The organism is Vicinamibacterales bacterium, from assembly GCA_035699745.1.
In the GTDB taxonomy this organism is placed as follows: domain Bacteria; phylum Acidobacteriota; class Vicinamibacteria; order Vicinamibacterales; family 2-12-FULL-66-21; genus JAICSD01.
On the sequence record DASSPH010000039.1, the window covers coordinates 1 to 15,793 of the forward strand.

Consider the following 15,793-nt stretch of genomic DNA (forward strand, 5'->3'; position numbering starts at 1 on the left):
GCGATGCCGATCGCCGAGGCGTGCGCCGCTTCCACCGCCGTCCGCAGCGACGTGAACGGCGGCGCGATGACGATCTCGACGTCGTGCACGTCCTTCGCGAGGCTGCGCAGCTCCTTGACGAACGCGACCGTCTCGTGGACGGTCTTGTACATCTTCCAGTTCGCGGCGACGAAAGGTGTGCGGCTCATAAGTGTCTACCTGTTCGGCAGCGCGGCGACGCCCGGAAGCTCGCGTCCGCCGAGGAACTCGAGCGACGCGCCGCCGCCCGTCGAAATGTGCGTGATGCGGTCGGTCACGCCGGCCTTGGCCACGGCCGCGATCGAATCGCCGCCGCCAATCACCGTCGTGCCGCGCACCGAGGCGACGGCGTCCGCCACCGCAAGCGTGCCCTTCGCGAACGCGTCGATCTCGAACACCCCCATCGGTCCGTTCCAGATCACCGTCTTCGCTCCGCCGATCACCGATCGATAGGTTTCGATCGTCTTCGGGCCGATGTCGAGTCCCATGCGATCGCCGATCGCCGGGTCGCCGACGGCCAGCGTTTCCGCCGGCGCGCCGGCCTCGAGCTTCGGCGCGACGACGTGATCGGAGGGCAGCTCGAGGCGCAGCCCCCGCGCCTTCGCGCGCGCTTCGATCTGGCGCGCCGCGTCCACCAGTTCCGGTTCCACCAGCGATTTGCCGACCGGCAGCTGCCGCGCCTGGAAGAACGTGTAGGCCATCGCGCCGCCGATCAGCAGCGCATCGACGCGCGGAATCAGGTTCTCGATGACCTCGAGCTTGTCCGAAACCTTGGCGCCGCCGAGGATGGCGACGAACGGCCGGTCCGGCTGGTGCAGCACGCGCCCGAGATGCTCGAGCTCGGCGGCCATCAGCAGCCCCGCCGCCGATTCCTTGACGTGCCGGACCACCCCTTCGGTCGACGCGTGGGCGCGATGCGCCGACCCGAACGCGTCGTTCACGTAGACGTCCGCGAGCCCCGCGAGTTGGGCGGCGAACGCCGGGTCGTTCTTCTCCTCTTCGGCATGAAACCGCAGGTTCTCGAGGAGCACCACCCCGCCGGCGGGCACGGAGTCCACCGCCTTGCGCGCCGGCTCGCCGACGCAGTCCTCCGCGAAGGCGACGGGCTTCCCGAGCAGCTGCGACAGGCGGTCCGCCACCGGCCGAAGCGAATACTCCGGCGCCGGTCTGCCTTTGGGACGCCCGAGGTGCGAGCAGAGCACCACCGCGCGCGCGCCGTGCTCCAGCGCGTACTGGATCGTCGGCAGCGACGCGCGGATCCGCGTGTCGTCCTTGATCTCGCCGTTCTTGATGGGGACGTTGAAGTCGACGCGCATCAGCACGCGCCGCCCCTCGAGGTCGAGATCCTTGATCGAACGCTTGTTCACGAAACGAAGTCTCCCCGGCTGGCTCGACCGGCTGTCACGGACGATCTCACGCTAGATGCCCTTCTTCACCATCAACCGCAGCAAGTCGACGCAACGATTGGAATAGCCCCACTCGTTGTCGTACCAGGCCAGGACCTTCACGAAGTCGCCGTCCATGACCTTGGTGTACGGCGCATCGATGATCGACGAGTGCGGGTTGCCGCGGAAGTCGATCGAGACCAGCGGCGCCTCGACGTATTCGAGGATGCCCTTCAGCGCGCCGTCCGCCGCCTGCTTGAATGCGGCGTTGACTTCTTCGCCGGTCGTCTTCCTGTCGAGGAGCGCCGCAAGATCGACGCACGAGACGTTCGGCGTCGGCACGCGCAGCGAGATGCCGTCGAGCTTGCCCTTGAGATCCGGCATCACTTCGCCGACCGCCGTCGCCGCGCCCGTGGTCGTGGGGATGATCGACAGCGCCGCCGCCCGGGCGCGCCGCAGATCCTTGTGCGGCAGGTCGAGCAGCTGCTGGTCGTTGGTATACGAGTGGCACGTGGTCATCCAGCCCTTGCGGATGCCGAACGTCTCCTGCAGCACCTTGGCGAGGGGCGCCAGGCAGTTGGTCGTGCACGACGCGTTGGAAATGATGTGGTGCGCCTTGGGGTCGTACTTCTGCTCGTTGACGCCGAGCACGACCGAGAAGTCGGGCTTCTTCGCCGGCGCGGTGATGATCACCTTCTTCGCGCCCGCGGCCAGGTGCTTCGCGGCCGCGTCGCGATCGGTGAACAGCCCGGTCGACTCGAACACGACCTCGACGCCGAGATCCTTCCACGGCAGCTGCGCCGGATCCTTCACCGACAGCACCTGGAACTGCTCGCGGTCGACGGTGATCCTGTCGCCCTCGGCCTTGATGTCCGCCTTGAGATTGCCCAGGATCGAGTCGTACTTCAGCAGGTGCGCGAGCGTACCCGCGTTCGTCAGGTCGTTCACCGCGACGAAATCCAGATCCCCCGCACCCATGGCGGCGCGCATGATGTTGCGCCCGATCCGCCCGAACCCGTTGATACCAACTTTAGTGGCCATTCACCAGCCTCCGCCCGCACGTGTGGCAAAACGAACATTCTAGTCTAAACTAGGCGATTAATCAGTCCATTGCCGCGGTGTACGCCCTCTACAGCGTCCTGATCGTCGCCTTCTTCCTCGTCATGTCGCCGTACCTGGCCTGGCAGGCGCTGCGGTATCGCAAGTACATCGGCAGCCTCCGCCAGCGCCTCGGCTACCTGCCGATCTCGTTCAATCTCGACGGCGAGCAGTCGATCTGGATCCACGCGGTGTCGGTCGGCGAGGTGCTGACCGCGCGGGCGCTGCTGCCTCAACTGCGCGAGCGCTATCCGCGCCACCGGCTGTTCCTCTCGACCACGACGATGACGGGGCAGCAGGTGGCGCGCAACAACCTGCAGTACGTCGACGAGGTGTTCTATTTCCCGTTCGACCTCGGCTTCGTCGTGAACCGGACGCTGCGGCTGGTGAAGCCGAAGATGTTCATCATGATGGAGACGGAGATCTGGCCCAACCTGCTGCGCGCCTGCCACCGCGCCGGGATCAAGACGGTGCTCGTCAACGGCCGGATTTCGTCGCGGTCGTATCCGCGCTACCGTCTCGCCCGCCCGTTCTTCACGCGCGTGCTCGCGCAGGTGGATCGCTTCTGCATGCAGAGCGAGGAATCGGCGCGGCGGATCATCGAGATGGGCGCCGAGCCGGATCGCGTCGTCGTCACCGGGAGCCTGAAATTCGATTCGCTCGAGCTGCCGGGGGCGGCCTCGGCGACGCCCGCCGATCGCGGCCGCAATCGGGTGCTGCGCTACTTCCGCATCAGCCCCGATCGTCCCGTGATCATCGCGGCGAGCACCTTGAAGGGTGAAGAGATCCCGGTGTTCGAGGCGTTCCAGCGGATCCGCGCCCGCGTCCCCGACGTGCTGCTCATCATCGCGCCGCGCAAGCCCGAGCGCTTCGACGAGGTCGAGCAGCTCGCGCGCCGCGGGGGATGGAACGTCGCCCGCCGCAGCGAGCTGCCGGTCGACGCGGAGCCGCGGCAGGACATCGTCGTCCTCGATACGATCGGCGAGCTGGCGCAGCTCTACCAGGTCGCCACCGCGGTGTTCGTCGGCGACAGCCTGGTCGATCAGGGCGGCCACAACATCCTCGAGCCGGCGGTGTTCGGCAAGCCGATCGTGTTCGGCCCGTACATGCAGAATTTCGCCGAGATCGCGCGCGCGTTCATCGACAACGACGCCGCCGTCCAGGTCCGGACGGCGCGCGAGCTGGAACACGCGCTGATGGCGCTGCTGGCGGATCCGGTACGTCGGGCGCGGCTCGGCGCGGCGGCGCGCGCGCTGGTCGAGGCCAACCGCGGCGCCCGCGGCAAGACGATGACGGCGATTGCCCGCGTGCTGCCGCCGCAGGATCCCGGCAACGTCCGTCCGTTCCGGGTGGTCCACTGATCGCCAGCCTCTACGCCGCGGCCGCGCGTCGCCGCCGCCGCCATTTCGCCACGCACCCCGACCTGCGCCGCCGGCTCTCGCGTCCGGTGCTCAGCATCGGCAACATCGCCGCAGGCGGCCGGGCGAAGACGCCGCTCGCCGCATACGTCGCCGCGCGGCTGCGCGATCTCGGCGAGCGGCCCGCAATCCTGAGCCGCGGCTACGGGCGGCGCGACGCCGCGGATGGCGTCGTCGTCGTGCGCGATCCGAACGGCATCCGCGCGGATCTCGATCGCGCCGGAGACGAGCCGCTGATGCTGGCGCGCCAACTGGAAGGGGTCAGCGTGCTGGTCTGCCCGGATCGCTACCTCGCCGGCCGCCTGGCCGAGCACCATCTCGACACGACCGTGCACGTGCTGGATGACGGGTTCCAGCACTTTCCCCTGCATCGCGACGCCGACATCGTGGTGGTCGGCGAGGCGGATCTCCCGTCAGAAGCCTCGCAGCCCAGGACCCTGCCGTCCGGCCGCCTGCGCGAGCCCGTGGACGCGCTCGCCGCCGCTGACGCGCTGATCTGCCTGGAGTGCCGCGAGCGGATGGCGGATGGCGGACGGCCGACGTGGCACGCTCGCCGCCGCCAGCAGGGGGCGCCGATCGCCCATCCCGTCGTCGCGGTCGCCGGCATCGCCGAACCGTCGGGTTTCTTCCGCGATCTGCGGGCGGCGGGCTGGACCATCGCGCGCGAGATGCGCTATCGCGATCATCACAGGTACTCCGCGGCCGATCTCGAGGACATCGCCGCCGCCGCGCGGGCGGCGGGGGCGCCGGCGATTGTCACGACGGAGAAGGACTTCGTCCGCCTGCTCCCGTTCCGGCCGTTCGCCGTCCCGGTGAGCTACGTGCCGCTGACGCTGGAGCTGGACGATGCCGCCGGCTTCGATGCGTGGCTGAGGACGCGTCTGTCGGCGGCGCGTTCGACGCCGTGAGTCTGCAGCACCGGCTGGAGTACGCCGTGGTGACGGCGTGTCGCGGCGCGCTGCGCGTGCTGCCGATGGGGGCCGCGATCGCCGTCGGCACGCTGCTCGGCCGCGCCTTTCACGCCTTCGACGCGCCGCACCGCCGCCTTGCGCTGAAGAATCTCGAAGCCGCCTTTCCGGCGCGATCGGCCGGCGAGCGCGCGGCGATCGCGCGCGAGATGTTCGCGCATTTCGGCCGGCTGCTGACCGTGCTGCTGAAGTTCAGCACGATGACGCCGCAACAGATGCTGGCGCGGGTCGAGTTCGAAGGGGACGAGCGGGTCCGTGCGGCGCACGCTCTCGGGCGCGGCGTGCTGCTGTTCACCGGGCACTTCGGCTACTGGGAGATCAACGCGCTGGTCCACGCGCTGGCGCTGCAGCCGATGTCGGTGCTGGCGCGGCCGCTGGACAACCCGCGCCTTCACGCGCTGCTCGAAGAGGTCCGCGGACGCACCGGCAACTCGGTGATCTACCGGCGCGGCGCGGTGCGCCGGGTGCTGCGCGCGCTGGCGGCGAATCAGGCGGTGGCGGTGCTGATCGATCAGCACATCCAGACGGCCGACGCGGTCTACGTCGACTTCTTCAATCGTCCGGCGGCGACGACGTCGGCGCTGGCGGCCCTGGCGCTGCGCACCGGCGCGCCGGTCATTCCGGTCTTTGCGCTGCCGCTGCCGGGCGGCCGGTTCCGCATGGTCTACGAGCATGCCGTCGATCCGCCGCGCCCCGATCACCCCGACGCGCTGCGCGACTTCACCCAGCGCTGCACCGACGTGCTCGAGATGTACGTGCGCCGCTATCCCGGCCTCTGGCTGTGGATGCACCGGCGGTGGCGCGACGTCGAGCCGCCGGCCGACGCGGCGCGCGGCATGTTTCCGTCCGCCGCGACTGAGGAGGAATGATCACCGGATCGATCGCGCGGCTGATCGTGCGCGTGCCCAACTGGCTCGGCGACGCGGTCATGGCGCTGCCGGCGCTGGGCGCGGTGCGGCGTGCATTCGAGGGGCGCACCGTGATCGTCGCCGCCCCCGCGCCGGTCGCGCCGCTGTTCGAGGAGCGCACACCGGCGGCGCCGGACGAGATCCTCACGCTGGATCGCGATCGCGAGGTCGAGCAGCTGCGCGCCGCGCGCGGGGACGCGCTGCTGCTGCTGACCAACTCCTTCGGCAGCGGCTGGGCGGCGCGCCGCAGCGGCGTGCCCGAACGCTGGGGATATCGAGCGTCCGGCCGCGGCCTGCTGCTCACCCGCAGTGTGCCGCGCCCGAAAGGGACGGTGCACCAGATCGAGTACTACCTGGCGCTGGCGCGCGGCCTCGGTCTGGCGGTGCCTGAGTTCGCCGAGGCGCGGCCGCGGATCCAGGCGTCCCCCGCGGCGCGCGCCAGGGCTGACGCGCTGCTCGCCGCCGCCGGCGTCGAGGCCGGCGCGACGCTGGTCGGATTCGCGCCCGGCGCCGCCTACGGCCAGGCCAAGCGGTGGCCGCCGGCGCGCGTGGCGCAGGTGATTGCCGCGTTGTCGGCGCGGGGCGTCACCGCGGTCCTGGTCGGCGCGCGCGGCGACCGTCCCACCGCGCGTGCGATAGAATCGACGCTGCCGCCGGGTGCGCGCCTGGTGGATCTGATCGGCCGCACGTCATTGCGCGAGCTGGTCGGCGTCGTGGCGCGCTGCGCGGCGTTCGTCTCGAACGACTCGGGGGCGATGCACGTCGCCGCGGCGCTCGGCGTGCCGCTGACGGCCATCTTCGGTCCGACCGACGAGCGGGCGACGGCGCCGGCGGGGCACGCCGACGTCATCGTGCGCGACGTCTTCTGCCGCCCGTGCATGCTGCGCGACTGTCCGATCGATCACCGGTGCATGAAACGCATTGACGTGGAGAGCGTGCTGACCTCCGTGAGCGCCCATCTCGCCGGCGGGACGCCGCCGGCCGCGCGTCCGTCGCCGGACCGTTCCGCATGAGCGGCACGCGGCGCGCCGTGTTCCTCGATCGGGACGGCACGATCATCGAAGAAGCGGGCTATCCCGATCGCCTCGACCGGATCCGCTTCTTCCCGTTCAGCGTCGACGCGATCCGCACGCTCAACGACGCCGGCTTCGCGGTGGTCGTGGTCACCAATCAGTCCGGGATCGGGCGCGGCATCGTGCCGGAGCCGTTCGTCGGCGAGGCGCACCTGCACATCGGCGCGCGGGTTGCGGCCGGCGGCGGACGGATCGATGCCTTCTACTACTGCCCGCACCATCCCAGCGCGATCGACCCGTCGCTGCGCGCGTGCGACTGCCGCAAGCCGCAGCCGGGTCTGCTGCGGCGGGCCGCCGCCGATCTCGGCCTCGATCTCCCGCGGTCGTTCGTCGTCGGCGATCGATGGCAGGATCTCGGCGCCGGGCAGGCCGACGGGGTCCGCGGCGTGCTCGTGCGCACCGGGGTCGGGCTGGATCAGGAACGGCAGGGGGGCGCGGGCCTGGCCGGCGCCACGATCGTCGACGATCTCGCGGCCGCAGCCGCATGGATTCTGCAGCAGGCATGAGAACCACCATCGAGCCCGGACGGCTGCTCGCGCTGGTCGACGCGATCGCCGGCAGCCGCGTCGCCGTCATCGGCGATCTGATCGCCGACGAGTTCATCTACGGCGAGATCGCCCGGGTGTCGCGTGAAGCGCCGGTGCTGATCCTCAACTACGACTCCACCGAAGTGGTCCCCGGCGGCGCCGGCAACGCCGCGGGGAACGTCGCGTCGCTCGGCGGCGACGTGCGGGTTGCCGGGCTGGTCGGCCGCGACGAAGCGGGCCGCCGGCTGCTCGCCACGTTGAAGCGGCACGACGTGGACGTGAGCCACGTCCTGCGGCCGGCGGGCTACGCCACGCCCACGAAGACGCGGATTCTCGCCGGCGGCGTTCACTCCGCCAAGCAGCAGGTCGTCCGGATCGATCGCGCGTCCGCCGATCTCAGGAAGGACCGGCGCATCCGCGACGCGTTCGCGGCGCATGCGAGGCGCGCGCTTCGCGGCGTGGACGCGGTGATCGTCTCCGACTATGGCAGCGGTCTGGTCACGCCGGCGCTGGTGAATGCGATCCGCCGCGAGCGCGACACGCCCCGGGTGCCGGTGATCCTCGACACGCGCTACGACCTGCTGCGCTACCACGGCATCACCGCCTGCACGCCGAACGAGTCCGAAGTCGAGCACGCGCTCGGCATCCGGATCGGCGACGACCTGCGCGCGCTGGAGCGCGCCGGACGCACGCTGTTGAAGAAGACGCGTGCCGCCGCGGTGCTGGTGACGCGCGGCAGCCGCGGGATGGCGCTCTTCGAGCCGGACCAGCCGACGCGCCATATTCCAATCGTCGGCTCGGATCAGATCGCCGACGTGACCGGCGCCGGCGACACGGTGATCGCCACGCTCACCCTGGCGATCAGCGCCGGCGCCTCGTTCGAGGAAGCGGCGCACCTCGCCAATCATGCCGGCGGGCTGGCGGTGATGAAGCGCGGCACCGCCACCGTCGGCGCCAGCGAGCTGCGCTACTCGATCAGCGGCGGCACCATCGGCCGCCCTGCCTGACGATGGGACGGGTCGTGTCGCGGGAGGAGCTGCTCCGGCTGATCGCCGCCGATCGATCCGCCGGCCGGACCATCGCCTTCGCCAACGGCGCGTTCGACCTGCTGCATGTCGGGCACGTGCGCTACCTGCAGGCGGCGGCCCGCGAGGCGGATCGCCTGGTCGTCGCCGTCAATGACGACGAGTCGGTGCGCGGACTGAAGGGCCAGGGCCGTCCGATCCTCGGCGCCGACGATCGCGCCGAGCTGGTGGCCGCCCTGCGCGGCGTGGACTACGTCGTGCTGTTCCCGGAACCGACGGTGACGCCGCTCCTGCTCGCGATCGAGCCCCACGTGCACTGCAAGGGGACCGACTATACGGCCGACACCGTGCCCGAGCGCGACACCGTGCGCGCCTACGGCGGCCGCATCGCCATCGTCGGCGATCCGAAGGACCATTCCACCCGCGACCTGCTGGCGCGGATCCGCGAGCGATGAACTTCCTCATCGTCCGCCTCGGCGCGCTCGGCGACGTGGTCCACACCATTCCGGCGGCGGCGGCGCTGCGCCGCGCCTTTCCGACCGCGCACATCGACTGGCTCGTCGACGCCCGGCATCGGCCGATCGTCGAGCTGGTGACGGCGGTCGATCGGGCGATTGCGCTGGAGCGGGCGACCCTGCCCGGATGGTCGGCGGTGATCCGCACCCTGCGCCAGGTGCCGTACGACGTGGCGATCGATCTGCAGGGACTGCTCAAGTCCGCGGTGCTGGCGCGCGCGTCCGGGGCGCCGCGGGTCGTCGGCTTCTCGATCTGGCACCTGCGCGAGAAGACCGCGAGGCCGTTCTACTCGGACGCGCACGAGGCGGAAGGGGGGCACGTCATCGCCAAGAACCTGCGCCTGCTGCGCGCCGTCGGCGTGGAAGACGAGAGCATCACCTTTCCGCTCGGCGATGTGCCATCGCCCGCGCTCGAAGCGCTGCGGCACCGCATCGGCCCGCGTCCGTTCGCCCTGATCAACGCCGGTGCGGCGTGGCCGAACAAGCGCTGGCCGCCGGAGCGCTTCGGTCAGCTCGCGGCATTCCTGCGCGAAGCCTGCGGCCTCGAGCCGGTGGTGCTCTGGGGGCCGGGCGAGGAAGCGCTCGCCGCGCGCGTGACGGCCGGATCGTCGGGTACGGCGGTCGAGGCGCCGCGGACCGGCGTCGTGGATCTCGTGGCGCTCGCGCGGGCGGCGTCGCTCGTCGTCTCGGGGGACACCGGCCCGCTGCACATCGCCGCCGCCGTCGGCACGCCGACGGTCAGCCTGTTCGGCCCCACCGATCCGGATCGGAACGGTCCCTTCGACAAGACGGACGCGGTCGTCTCGCGCTACGACGCGTGCGGCTGCCATTACGCGCGGCGCTGTCACAAAGCGCAATGGTGTCTCGGCGGCGTGCAGCTCGCCGAGGTCTGCGCCGCGGTGCAGCGCACGCTGGTGGCACGGAGGCGGCGTGGCTGATGGATCGCCGCGAATCACCGAGGCGCTCGCGCGCCGGCGCGTGCCGCTGGGATACGCGCTGGCGCTGCTCGCGTTCTGGCTGGCGGATCCGACGCCGCGGTCGCTGGCGATCGGCGCCGCGCTGGCGGCCGCGGGCGAAGCGCTGCGGATCTGGGCCGCCGGCCACCTGGAGAAGGGTCGCGAGGTGACGACGAGCGGACCGTACGCGTTCACGCGGCACCCGCTGTATGCCGGATCCGCGGTGATGGGGGCCGGCTTCGCCGTCGCCTCGAACAGCATCGCGGCCGCGGCGGTCGTGATCGCCTACCTCGCCGCGACGATCACCGCCGCGATCCGATCCGAAGAGGCGCACCTCACCGACAAGTTCGGCGAGCGCTATCCCGCGTACCGCCAGGGAGCGGCCGCGCCTGAGCCGCGGCGCTTCAGCGCGGCGCGCGCGGTCCGCAATCGCGAGTACCGCGCGCTGCTCGGCGTGCTGGGCACTTTCGCGCTGCTGGCGGCAAAGCTCTTTTTGTGAGCTATAATGGCCGTTCGGGCCAGTGACGTTGGGCCGTGTCGGGGCGGTTAGCTCAGTGGTAGAGCACCGGCTTTACACGCCGGCTGTCGCAGGTTCGAGCCCTGCACCGCCCACACTTCCGCTCGGTGATGGCGAGCGAGCTGCAGTGTGCAGGACAATTGAATACGTTTCACGGGGTCGTAGTTCAGTTGGTTAGAACGCCGGCCTGTCACGCCGGAGGTCGCGAGTTCGAGCCTCGTCGACCCCGCCATTTACTCCTTAGAAAACAATCACTTACAGTCGATCGGATCGGGTGGTGACAGCCCGATCTCTGTCTGGGGTGCATGAGGGGTGCGCCCTAGACGCGGCCCTGCCGTCTGCTGCTTTGCGCCGGGGAGCGCGACAAGCCGCAATACCGATTCGGAATCGAGCGCTCGGATCTGACCCACGCTCATGCCCGTGACACGCAGCAGCGACCGATAGAAGCATTTCGGACTCGACCACCCGGCCGCGTGTAGCGCACTTCGCGCATCGTGTCCTCCGCTGACGAACAAGCGGAGCGCCCCGATCAGTCGTGCCCGGACATGGTACTCGCGCAGCGTGAGGTGGGCTTTATCCGATTTCGTGGACATCGTATCCGCCTTTCGGAAAGTGTCCACGAAATCGGATCAAGCCCAATCGATGCTGTCGTTGACTACCTGTCGTGTTCACCGCGTTGGCGGTGTTGACTCGCGACGAAGCGTATATGCGAGACGTAGAAGCGTACCTCGAGGACAATCGGGAACCCATTCGCTGGGCAGCACGAGTGATGGTCGAGAACCTGAAACAGACCTAATCGACCGGACGTGCGCTCAGGCGAGATCTCAATGATCTGGAGAGGGAGTCCTCGCCACACTCCGTCGAGGCCTCGAGCGAGGGCGTTGATTCGACGCTTCAGAATACTGCTCGTTCCTTGGACTGCGCTCGCCGTTCCTGCTGTCGTCGCGATAGTCGGCGGGGTGGGGTAATCGATGGAGCCGCCGGGTCTTCGCTGTACACAGAGATGACGAACGAGACCGCAAGGGCGCTCGAAGAACTGCACAGCGGCGACTCGGTCGCCCTCTGGGAGGCCGCGAAGCTGCTGATCGACGCGAACGACGCTGGCGCTATTCCCCAGCTGCTGGCGCTGTTGATCCAAGGCACCGATGACGAGCGGCGCGTCGCGGCGGCCTCGGTGCTTGGCACGTGGCGGGTCGCCGAGGCGTCACCCACCTTGCGGGGGATTCTGGACGATCGGAACGAGACGCCGGCCCTGCGCGAGCAAGCCGCCGAATCGCTCGGATATTTGGCGGATCACGAAGCCCGAGATGTCTTGATTCGCAACCTGAGCGACGATCATGCCGACGTCGTGTTCTCCTGCGCCTTCGCGCTGCGATTCGTCGGCATCCCGGACGACGTCACTCCTCTGACAAGGCTTGCCACCGATTCGACACTCACGAACTCCTACGGGCGCGCCGTCGCCCTCGAAGCGCGACAGGCGATCGAGGAGATAAACTGGCGATCGGAGCAGTGAGCGGAGTTGCCTGTCCCTACCCACGACACCTCGTGCAGGAACGGCCGGCAGACGAGGTAAGGCCATCGGCATCGGGAGCCGTCGCATTCACGTGCCGAACGATGCGGAAGGCGGACTCTCAATGACGCGGTTCCATTGCGCCTGGCGCCAGGCGGGCTTTCCTCGCCAAGTGCCGATTGCTCGTCGGCCGATACCGGCCAAAGCGACGGCGTGACTCTTGAGCCCGCACGTTCTTCAAACGTGCGAAAGCGAAGCTCGAACGGGTCTTTTATTGATGAAGGTCAGCGTGCGCGGGGCACTCCGGCGCTCCCAAGCAGGGAGGAGGCTAACGATGAGAACTGTGATGGTGTGTGTGCCTCTACTGATGGTCGGGAATATGTGTCTCCCCGCGATGCACCCTCAGCAGAGTGACAAACCGCCGGTCACGGAAATCTACGAACTGTACTGCTGGCAGACACCGCAGGCCGCCTGGCAATTCGTGCTGTTGCCGAATACAAGCCGCGAGAAGACCGCCGCTGAGGTCTTCCACAATCCAGAGCTGATGAGTGGCGTCGAGGCGTTTCGACGTCGTCTCGACACGCTTCCGCCGGGCGCGCAGATCATCGTCGTCACCGAGTTGGGAGCCCTCGGCCGCCTCGGGCCCGCCCCCGGAAGCGAACGACTGCGCATCCCTCCGCAGCAGATCCTCGACGACCTGAAAAACACCGCCAGCAAACGCCGGATTGCCATCGACGCGGCGGCCCCGGTTCACAAGGTGTACGAACTGTACTGTTGGCGCTCGCCCGAGGGCGCATGGCAGTTTCTCGTGTTGCCGACGGCGCCGCGCGACAAGACCGCGGACGACATCGTTGCCAACCCCAACGTCATGTCTGGAGTCGCCGCGCTTCGGGCCGCGATTCAGACGTTGGAACGGCGTGCCGAAGTTGTCGTGGTGACGAGCGTGAGATTGTCTCCCAGTCACGGTCGCGCGTCTCGCACTGAGCAGTTGCTGCCGCTTCCGACGCCTATGCTCGACGATTTGCGAGCGTCTGTGAAGACCAGCGGAATTCACATTCGGCAGTGATCGTCGATCACCGAGATCGGACGCCAGGTCGCCTTCCGGTTTGAACCGGTGGCCCTTGAGGAGTCCGTGCGGTTCAACGTGGTCGTCGGGTTGACCCTGTCCATTCTTGCTGTCATCGATCCTGTCGTGGTTCATCGTAGAGTCTTCAAAGACGCGGACCCGACTATGGCGGGAGTTCTATCGCGAAGCTTCTGATGAATGCCCCTGACGCTGGCGCCAACCCCAGCGCCGACAGGTTCTGGACGATCGGAACGAACCACCGGCACTGCGCGACCAAGCCGTCGAATCGCTCGGATACCTGGCGGATCACGAAGCCCGCGACATCCTGATTCGGAACTTGAGCGATGATCACGCCGACGTTGTGTTCTCCTGCGTCTTCGCGCTGCGGTTTGTCGGCACAGCGGACGACTTCGTCTCTCTGAGAAGGCTTGCCACGGGGTCGACACTCACGAACTCCTACGGGCGCGCCGTGGCCCTCGAAGCGCGAGAGGCGATCGACGAGATAAACCGGCGATCGGAGAAGTGAGCGGAGTTGCCTGTCCCTAACCGCGACACCTCGTGCAGGAACGGCCGGCAGCCGAGGTAGGGTCACCGGCATCGGGAGCCGTCGCATTCACTGCCGACGACGCGAAAGGCGGACTCTCCATACCCGGTTCCGTTGCGCCCGACGCCAGGCGGGCTTTCCTCGCCAAGAGGAATGCCCCTCTGGCGCCATTCCCAATCTCAGGTCGACAGTCGACAATCGCGTCGACATCCTTGGTCGGCCGGATGCCTCCGGCGGCGGGCTCGGTGATGAAGATACCGGTCGTGCATCCGTCCACGAACACGAGTTCATCGAGAACGGGCCCAAGAGCCATCCCGCGATTGACTGATACACACAAATCAGTCACACTTACACATGGGGAGGGTTCATGCGGACCAACATCGTCATCGACGATCGCTTGATGCGGCAGGCGATGCGCAGCAGCGGCGCGCGCACCAAGCGCGCGGCTGTCGAAGCGGGCTTGCGTCTGCTGATTCGCACGCGCGGTCAGAAGAGCATTCGTCGCCTGCGCGGCAAGGTCGCCTGGGACGGAGACCTCGAGACCTCGCGTCAGGGGCGCGCGGCGGAGTAGCGCCGTGGTCATCGTCGACACGACCGTCTGGGTCGATTACTTCCGCGGCGTCACGAATCCCGAGACGGACTGGGTGCACGCGGCGCTGGAGCGACAGCGTCTCGGTCTCACGGATCTCATCCTCTGCGAGGTGCTCCAAGGCGTTCGCGACGAGGTTGCCGCGAAGGCAGTCGAACGTGAGTTGCTCAAGCTTGAGGTGTTCGACGTGTGCGGCCCCGATCTGGCTCGTGACGCCGCGCACAACTATCGGACGCTTCGCGCCCACGGCCATACTGTTCGCAAAACGATCGACTGCCTGATTGCGACGTTCTGCATTCGCGCGCAGCACGCGCTCATTCATCGGGACCGGGACTTCGATCCGTTCGAGAAGTTCCTCGAGCTCTCGATCATTCACGCCTGACGGCGGGGTCCCGGCGGCAATAGACCTCGCTCGCTGTCTCGCTTCGGTGGAACGAACAGAAGCAAGTCCGAACCGGCGGCCCTGAAACGGGCGGCATCCTTCAACGGCCTGTCGGCGCCGGACAAACAGAGGGCGGACGCGCTAAAGGTGCCGTCGTACGTCGGCACGCCATTTGGCAACATCGTCGAGTACGATCCTGCCGTGGGCCTTCCGCAGGTCATCATCGGGCGAACTCGCGTACCGAAGGTCAAGTGAACAGACACGTTACGGCGCGCGCTGCTCTCACCGGTAATAGGGAAGCCAGATTCCGCCCGATGGAAAGAGTCCGATACGTCTGCCTCTGGTTGATGGTGTTTGCTGCGAGCATCGTGTCGTTCAGCACCGCGACGGCGCAACAGCTCTCGATCGACTCCGTACCGTTGAAGCTCGGCGCGCCCGACGCCGCGGCCGTGCAACAGTTGCGCAACAAGTACAACGTGCAGCGGATCGACGGGGGGTGGTCGATTCAGCCCATCGAGCGCAGTCCTGCCAAGCCGGGTATCGGCATGCGCACGGCCGACGGTCGCATTCATAGCGTGTCGTTCGCCTGGGGACCGGGATTCACGCCCAGCGCCGAAGAGATCGCCGATCAACTGGCGCAGGCATTGCCGTCCGGAGCGCGTTGTGAGGTGCGCAACGTCAGCCGCGCTCAGGAAGGCGGAACGGTCCGGACGCTCGAATGGCTGTGCGGCAGCTATAAGGTCAGGTTCCAGACCGGCGTGTGGCCACAAGGTGGCAACACGGTGACAATCAGCGTGGAGAAAAACTGAGAGACGGATGCGAGGCGGATGCGCCGCCGCCGCTCAGTCACGTCTGTGTCAGAGCCTCGTGGTGCCGAGAACGAGCGAGGCGGGAGCCGTCGCATTCACTTGCCGACGACGCGAAAGGCGGAGTCTCCATACCCGGTTCCGTTGCGCCCGACGCCAGGCGGGCTTTCCTCGCCAAGAGGAATGCCCCTGACGCTGGCGCCATTCCCAACCTCAGGTCGACAGCGGCTCACGTTTCGTGCAGTGACCTCGGCTCGAGGTCGCGGTCGTCCGCGGAGAGCACGAAGAACGAGTTGGAACATCACCCCATTCGAACTGGCGGCCTTGAAACGGGCGGCACCCCTCGCAGCGTTCCTTGTACCACCCGCGTTACCGCGCGACGGGAATCCGTTCGAAGAACCCCGGATCCGTCCGGAAGTCGACGCACCCTCCATAAAAGGACGGCTGTCACGCCGGAGGTCGCGAGTTCGAGCCTCGTCGACCCCGCC

Annotated in this window: 18 protein-coding genes and 2 tRNA genes; 17 read left to right on the plus strand and 3 right to left on the minus strand. The window is 68.3% G+C overall.

The annotated features are described in order from the left end of the window. The 3 genes from VFK57_07750 to gap all read right to left on the minus strand — a co-directional run. The coding region (locus VFK57_07750) for a triose-phosphate isomerase (protein ID HET7695585.1) at positions 1–188 on the minus strand (188 nt) is incomplete at its 3' end. Between the two features lie 6 nt (positions 189–194). Next, the gene (locus VFK57_07755; protein ID HET7695586.1) at positions 195–1,385 is read right to left on the minus strand and encodes a phosphoglycerate kinase; all 1,191 of its coding nucleotides are present in this window, start codon (positions 1,383–1,385) and stop codon (positions 195–197) included. 51 nt (positions 1,386–1,436) lie between these two features. Continuing rightward, positions 1,437–2,444 carry a type I glyceraldehyde-3-phosphate dehydrogenase gene (gene gap, locus VFK57_07760; GenBank protein ID HET7695587.1) on the minus strand — a complete coding sequence of 336 codons (1,008 nt, stop codon included), beginning with the start codon at positions 2,442–2,444 and terminating at the stop codon, positions 1,437–1,439. Positions 2,445–2,521: 77 nt separating this feature from the next. Here gap and VFK57_07765 point away from each other — a divergent pair, with 77 nt between their 5' ends. The 17 genes from VFK57_07765 (at position 2,522) to VFK57_07845 (ending at position 15,308) form a co-directional block, all read left to right on the plus strand. After that, positions 2,522–3,862: a 3-deoxy-D-manno-octulosonic acid transferase gene (locus tag VFK57_07765; protein ID HET7695588.1), complete on the plus strand. Its 1,341-nt coding sequence runs from the start codon at positions 2,522–2,524 to the stop codon at positions 3,860–3,862. Then, a complete protein-coding gene (lpxK, locus tag VFK57_07770) occupies positions 3,862–4,827 on the plus strand; it encodes a tetraacyldisaccharide 4'-kinase (protein ID HET7695589.1) in 966 nt (321 codons plus the stop codon). The genes VFK57_07765 and lpxK overlap by 1 nt, the downstream gene beginning before the upstream one ends. Next, positions 4,785–5,756, plus strand: coding sequence for a lysophospholipid acyltransferase family protein (locus tag VFK57_07775; protein ID HET7695590.1), 972 nt, complete (start codon positions 4,785–4,787; stop codon positions 5,754–5,756). The genes lpxK and VFK57_07775 overlap by 43 nt, the downstream gene beginning before the upstream one ends. Beyond that, positions 5,753–6,808: a lipopolysaccharide heptosyltransferase II gene (waaF, locus tag VFK57_07780; GenBank protein ID HET7695591.1), complete on the plus strand. Its 1,056-nt coding sequence runs from the start codon at positions 5,753–5,755 to the stop codon at positions 6,806–6,808. The genes VFK57_07775 and waaF overlap by 4 nt, the downstream gene beginning before the upstream one ends. Beyond that, the gene (locus VFK57_07785) at positions 6,805–7,374 is read left to right on the plus strand and encodes an HAD family hydrolase (protein HET7695592.1); all 570 of its coding nucleotides are present in this window, start codon (positions 6,805–6,807) and stop codon (positions 7,372–7,374) included. Before waaF ends, VFK57_07785 begins: the two co-directional genes overlap by 4 nt. Then, entirely contained in the window at positions 7,371–8,402 is a 1,032-nt protein-coding gene (locus VFK57_07790) for a PfkB family carbohydrate kinase (GenBank protein HET7695593.1), read from the plus strand. The genes VFK57_07785 and VFK57_07790 overlap by 4 nt, the downstream gene beginning before the upstream one ends. 2 nt (positions 8,403–8,404) lie before the next feature. Next, positions 8,405–8,875: an adenylyltransferase/cytidyltransferase family protein gene (locus tag VFK57_07795; protein HET7695594.1), complete on the plus strand. Its 471-nt coding sequence runs from the start codon at positions 8,405–8,407 to the stop codon at positions 8,873–8,875. Next, positions 8,872–9,873 (plus strand): glycosyltransferase family 9 protein, encoded by a 1,002-nt coding sequence (locus tag VFK57_07800; GenBank protein HET7695595.1) that lies wholly within the window; start codon positions 8,872–8,874, stop codon positions 9,871–9,873. Before VFK57_07795 ends, VFK57_07800 begins: the two co-directional genes overlap by 4 nt. Further along, entirely contained in the window at positions 9,866–10,390 is a 525-nt protein-coding gene (locus VFK57_07805; GenBank protein HET7695596.1) for an isoprenylcysteine carboxylmethyltransferase family protein, read from the plus strand. The genes VFK57_07800 and VFK57_07805 overlap by 8 nt, the downstream gene beginning before the upstream one ends. Before the next feature lie 41 nt (positions 10,391–10,431). Then, positions 10,432–10,503, plus strand: a tRNA-Val gene (locus tag VFK57_07810). 60 nt (positions 10,504–10,563) lie between these two features. Next, positions 10,564–10,640, plus strand: a tRNA-Asp gene (locus tag VFK57_07815). Between the two features lie 771 nt (positions 10,641–11,411). Continuing rightward, positions 11,412–11,921 (plus strand): HEAT repeat domain-containing protein, encoded by a 510-nt coding sequence (locus VFK57_07820; protein ID HET7695597.1) that lies wholly within the window; start codon positions 11,412–11,414, stop codon positions 11,919–11,921. 331 nt (positions 11,922–12,252) lie between these two features. Then, complete coding sequence (locus VFK57_07825) at positions 12,253–12,984, plus strand: hypothetical protein (GenBank protein ID HET7695598.1); 732 nt, start codon at positions 12,253–12,255, stop codon at positions 12,982–12,984. Positions 12,985–13,222: 238 nt separating this feature from the next. Then, on the plus strand, positions 13,223–13,510 hold the full coding sequence (locus VFK57_07830; protein HET7695599.1) for a HEAT repeat domain-containing protein: 288 nt from the start codon (positions 13,223–13,225) through the stop codon (positions 13,508–13,510). 385 nt (positions 13,511–13,895) lie between these two features. Beyond that, the gene (locus VFK57_07835) at positions 13,896–14,099 is read left to right on the plus strand and encodes a type II toxin-antitoxin system VapB family antitoxin (protein ID HET7695600.1); all 204 of its coding nucleotides are present in this window, start codon (positions 13,896–13,898) and stop codon (positions 14,097–14,099) included. A gap of 4 nt (positions 14,100–14,103) precedes the next feature. Further along, positions 14,104–14,499, plus strand: a complete 396-nt coding sequence (locus tag VFK57_07840) for a PIN domain nuclease (GenBank protein HET7695601.1) — start codon at positions 14,104–14,106, stop codon at positions 14,497–14,499. A 314-nt stretch (positions 14,500–14,813) separates the two neighbouring features. Then, positions 14,814–15,308 (plus strand): hypothetical protein, encoded by a 495-nt coding sequence (locus VFK57_07845; protein ID HET7695602.1) that lies wholly within the window; start codon positions 14,814–14,816, stop codon positions 15,306–15,308. Positions 15,309–15,793 lie beyond the last annotated feature (485 nt).